This is a genomic window from Actinoallomurus acaciae (assembly GCF_042429965.1).
Lineage (GTDB): Bacteria > Actinomycetota > Actinomycetes > Streptosporangiales > Streptosporangiaceae > Actinoallomurus > Actinoallomurus acaciae.
The window spans coordinates 5,155-8,230 of sequence record NZ_JBHLZP010000566.1; the positions used below are offsets into that span (position 1 = coordinate 5,155).

The window sequence follows — 3,076 nt, forward strand, 5'->3', positions numbered from 1 at the left end:
CGCCATGCGGATCGAGGCCCACGCCTCGCCGAGCTTCCGGACGTGCATGACACCGATCCCCCGTACGAGACCTTCAACTCTTCGGCCGCCCGAACCCCTCAGACTGCGCCTGAAGGGCCCGCCCAGTCCGGCCAGCTGAGAAAGACGCGCTGGGGCAAAGTCACGCCCGAGGGGCTCGGGTGTCAGGGGCAAGGCGGCGGCCGTCCAGCGGCGGGCAACGGTGCGCTCTCGATCGAGGACCCGCATGGGTCGAACACAGATCGACCGAGCGACCCGATGACCGCCACGCGGGTCAGGTGCCGCGTCTTCCCGAGCCTTCGGCCGTGTGCGACACCGACCTCCCCGTACCAAGGCCTTTGGCTCTTCGGGTGGCCGGGCCCCTCAGATCGTGGCTGAAGGGCCCGTTCAGGCCTGGCGGCTGACGAAGGTGTGACCGGGACAAGGTCGCGTGCGCGGGGCTTGGGTGTCAGGACAAGGCGGTGGCGGCTTTTCGGAGGCGGGCCAGGGTGCGGTCTCGGCCGAGGACCTGCAAGGACTCGAACAAGGGTAGGCCGACTGTGCGGCCGGTGACCGCCACGCGGATCGGGGCCTGGGTCTTGCCGAGTTTCAGGCCGTGTGCGACGCCGATCGTCTCCGTGCGGGACTTCAGCTCCTCGGCCGTCCAGGGTGCGTCCGTGTAGGACTCGATGGCGGCGGCGAGGATCGCGGCGGCGGGCTCCTTCATCGCCTTGTTCCACGAGGCCTCGTCGATCTCCGGCTCGTCCAGGAACGCGAAGTCCACGATGGCCGTGATCTCGGACAGGACCACGACGCGGGTCTGGGCGAGCGGGGCGAGGGCGGCGAAGACGTCCTCGTCGTACTGCTCCGGCGTCCACGGGGCGCGCGGGGTGACCAGCCACGGGCGGCAACGTGCGATGAAGTCCTCGACCGACAGGGCGCGGATGTATTCGCCGTTGAACGCGCGGAGCTTCTTGACGTCGAAGAACGCCGGTGACGGGTTGACCTCCTCGAGCCGGAACTCCTCCTCGATCACGCTCCACGGCACGATCTCGCGGTCGCCCGACGGGGCCCAGCCCAGCAGCATCAGGTAGTTGCGCATCGCCTCGGCGAGGTAGCCCTCGGCCTGGTAGTCCTCCAGCGCGACCTTGTCGCGGCGCTTGGAGAGCTTCTGCCGCTTCTCGTTGACGACCACGGGCACGTGCGCCCAGATCGGCGGCTGCGCGCCCAGCGCCTCCCACAGCATCTGCTGCTTGGGGGTGTTGGAGAGGTGCTCCTCCGCACGGATCACGTGGGTGATGCCCTGGGTCATGTCGTCCACGACGTTCGCCAGCATGAACAGCACCGAGCCGTCGCCGCGGGCGATGACGAAGTCCTCGATCGTGGCGTTCTCGAACGCCGGCTTGCCGCGGATCAGGTCGATGACGACCGTCGTGCCCTCGTCGGGGGTGCGGAAGCGCAGCGCACGGCCCGGCGCGGCCTGCAGGCCGCGGTCGCGGCAGTGTCCGTCGTAGCCCTTGTAGGAGTCGCCGGTGCGGGCGATCACGTCGTCGCGGGTGCAGTCGCAGAAGTACGCCCGGCCGGCGGTGCGGAGGCGCTCCACGGCCTTCCGGTGCTCCTCGGCGTTGGCCGACTGGAAGAACGGGCCCTCGTACTGGTCTTCGTCGATGCCGAGCCACGCGAGCGCCCGGATGATCCCCTCGGTCCACTCGGGCCGGTTGCGGGAGGCGTCGGTGTCCTCGATGCGCAGCACGAGGGTGCCGCCGTGCTGGCGGGCGTACAGCCAGTTGTGCAGCGCGGATCGCGCGCCGCCGACGTGGAACATGCCGGTCGGCGACGGCGCGAAGCGCACGCGGGGCTTGTCGTTAGTCACGTGAGATCACCCGGTTGGTGAGCGTGCCGATGTTCTCGATGGTGACGGAGACCTCGTCGTCGACCCGCAACGGCCCGACGCCTTCGGGCGTGCCGGTGAGGATGACGTCTCCGGGAAGCAGCGTCATCACCTGAGTGATGTACTCGATCAGCTCGGGGATGCGGTGCAGCAGCTTGTCCGTACGGGAGTCCTGACGGGTCTCACCGTTGACGGTCGTGGTGATGGCGAGGTCGGACGGGTCGAGATCGGTCTCGATCCACGGGCCGAGCGGGCAGAACGTGTCGAAGCCCTTCGCCCGGGTCCACTGGCCGTCCTTGTTCTGCAGGTCGCGCGCTGTCACGTCGTTGGCGCAGGTGTAGCCGAGGATGACCTCGGCCGCCCGCTCCGCCGGCACGTCACGGCACAGGCGCCCGATGACCACGGCGAGCTCGCCCTCGTAGTCGACGCGCTCGGACAGCGAGGGGTAGACGATCGCCTCCTGCTGCCCGATCACGGACGTGGACGGCTTCATGAAGATCAGCGGCTCCGTCGGCGCCTCGTTGCCCATCTCCTTGGCATGCTCGGCGTAGTTGCGGCCGACCGCGATCACCTTGTTCGGAAGGATCGGCGCCGTCAGCCGTACGTCGGCCAGCGGCTGGCGCTCCCCGGTGAACTGGATCTCGCCGAAGGGATGGGCGGCCACGGTGGCGATGGTGTCGTCGTCCTCGACCACCCCGAAGGACAGGTCGCCGTCTTTGGTGAACCTCGCGATACGCACGAGACTGAGGCTATCGAGCCTGGGAGGGTGACGTCGCAACAGTGGGTGGGTTGTGGATAACGCCGGTCACCGTACGAAGACGCAGGGCGCCCCGTTGAAACGGCAGTTCGTGGGCATCCCCGGACGGCCCGCGCCGCCGAACCGCACCTCGAACCCGTGGCCGGGCGCGATCGGCTCGGCGGTCGGGGCGCCGGCGATCACGACGTTCTGCCCCGTCTGCCGCAGGACGACCTCCCACGCGTTGTGGACGTCGGCGCCGGGATAGGTGAACGTCAGCGTCCACGAACGCAGGGGCTTCGCGCCGTGGTTGACGAGCGTGACGGTGCCCTCGAAGTAGCCGATGTCACGTTCGACGGTGCGGTAGCGGAACCGCGGCGCCGCGGCGCTGCTCGCCTGCCGTGAGCAGGCCTCGCCCGCGCACCCGGCCCGGGGCCGAGAGGCGCCGCCGA

3 protein-coding genes are annotated in these 3,076 nt (G+C 69.4%); all 3 read right to left on the minus strand.

The window, feature by feature from the left end:
* Window positions 1-466: 466 nt before the first annotated feature.
* Window positions 467-1,870: a glutamate--tRNA ligase gene (gltX, locus tag ACFFNX_RS42000; protein WP_378211816.1), complete on the minus strand. Its 1,404-nt coding sequence runs from the start codon at window positions 1,868-1,870 to the stop codon at window positions 467-469.
* Complete coding sequence (locus tag ACFFNX_RS42005) at window positions 1,863-2,627, minus strand: fumarylacetoacetate hydrolase family protein (RefSeq protein ID WP_378211818.1); 765 nt, start codon at window positions 2,625-2,627, stop codon at window positions 1,863-1,865. Before ACFFNX_RS42005 ends, gltX begins: the two co-directional genes overlap by 8 nt.
* Window positions 2,628-2,693: 66 nt before the next feature.
* On the minus strand, window positions 2,694-3,076 hold a 383-nt coding region (locus ACFFNX_RS42010; protein WP_378211820.1), incomplete at its 5' end, for a cellulose binding domain-containing protein.